Source organism: Streptomyces niveiscabiei (genome assembly GCF_001419795.1).
Classification (GTDB): Bacteria; Actinomycetota; Actinomycetes; order Streptomycetales; family Streptomycetaceae; genus Streptomyces; species Streptomyces niveiscabiei.
Map to the genome: position 1 here is coordinate 1 of NZ_LIRL01000459.1, position 1638 is coordinate 1638.

Annotated in this window: 2 protein-coding genes; both read right to left on the reverse strand. The window is 67.1% G+C overall.

What is annotated here, in order from left to right; genetic code table 11:
* Window positions 1-61: 61 nt before the first annotated feature.
* On the reverse strand, window positions 62-511 hold the full coding sequence (locus AOK24_RS22305; RefSeq protein ID WP_055721843.1) for a GNAT family N-acetyltransferase: 450 nt from the start codon (window positions 509-511) through the stop codon (window positions 62-64).
* 79 nt (window positions 512-590) lie between these two features.
* Window positions 591-1457, reverse strand: coding sequence for an alpha/beta fold hydrolase (locus AOK24_RS22310; RefSeq protein ID WP_055721842.1), 867 nt, complete (start codon window positions 1455-1457; stop codon window positions 591-593).
* Window positions 1458-1638 lie beyond the last annotated feature (181 nt).

Genomic DNA, 1638 nt, shown 5'->3' on the forward strand with positions numbered 1-1638 from the left:
CCCGCCACCCGCCCCGAGATCCGCAAGGACATCGCCCGCACGTGGTGGCCGGAGACGTGAATCACACGAGGCGCTTGCGGTAGTGGACCCGGTCGTAGACCCCGTCCACCCGCCGCTCGACGACCTCGTACCCGTACCTCGGATAGATCTCCTGGTTCTCCCACATGAGCGCGTTGGTGTAGAGCCGTACCTCCCCGAGCCCCGCCGCCCGGGCCCGCGCGTCCACGAACCGCAGCAGCCGCCCGCCGAGTCCCTGCCCGTGGGCGTCGGGGTGCACGGCGATGCTGTCGAGGAACAGATGATCGTCGTGGTCCTGGAGTACTACGACGCCTACGACCGGCTCCCCCACGACGAACACCCGCCCGGCGTCGACGTCCGCCGCGTAGTCCGCCTCCATCGGCTGGGGTACGACCCCGATACGCGCGATGTACGGCCGGTACGCCGCGTCCGTCACGCTCCGCACGGCCGGTACGTCGGCGGCGACAGCCACCCTGATCTCCTGGTTCTCCATGCCCCGGACCGTACCCACCCCGGGAAACCCCGAAGGGCCGCCGCCCGGGGACGACGACCCTTCGAAGGTCAGGTGCATGTCAGCTGAAGACCGATGCGCAGGTCGTCGGCTTCGCCCGCGCCGGGTCCAGCGCGTTCGCGACCTCGTGGAACGCGATGCGGTCCGTGAGGCCGATGAGGGCGTGTTCGGAGAGGTCGAGGGGGCAGAGGTCCTGGATGAGGATGTTCTTGACGTTGGGGCCGGTCAGGAACTGGGACCGGTACGGGGTGACGACCTCGTCGTACTTCGTGGCGAGGACGGTGTACTTGACGCCCGGAACCGTGTCGCCCCCGGCGTTCAGCTTCGTCAGGAAGTCCGACCCGACGATCTGCTGCGCAAGCGCCGGCGTGTTGAGGTTGAGCCACTCGCGGGCCCCGGGGAAGTAGGGGAGCAGGTTGGTCAGCCCGCTGAGCGTCGTCCCCCGGTTGCTGGGCGAGATCGCGACGAGCTGGTTCACCTTCGCGGCGCCACCGAGGAACTTGAGGTAGTACCGGGGCATCATCCCGCCCTGGGAGTGCCCGACGAGGTCCACTTTCGCCGCGCCGGTCGCCGCCAGCACCTTGTCCACGTACGCGGCCAACTGCTCGGCCGACCTGTCGATCGGCCCGAGCCCGTGGATCAGCGGCACACCCTCCAACTGGCCGTAATCCAGGGCGAAGACACAGTAGTCACGCCCGACGAGATAGGGGCCCAGACCGAGCCAGTTGTCCACGGAGTTGGCGAGCGTCCCATGGACCAGCACGACCGGCCGGGGATGCGCGGCCGATGGCTTGCACGAGTAATCATTCCACCCACTGCTGACAGCGGACGAAGACTCCGCATGCGCGGCGGACACAGGAACAGTGACGGCACCAGCCGCCAGCAACAGTGCAGTCAGAGGTCTGAACAGACGTCTCCAGCGCAGCATCGATCGATCTCCTTGCGGCTCAAGGGGGGAGGTGCAACGGCACTAAGCCCTGTGATCCGGATCACGAGGATGCTGTTCACTCTTCAAGTTACGGACGAGTAGCCGAACTGGGAAGTTACGCGTCAGTAAAAACTCAGAACACCCCACCCACTCCGCCACCCCCTCAGCAAACAGGCCGCAC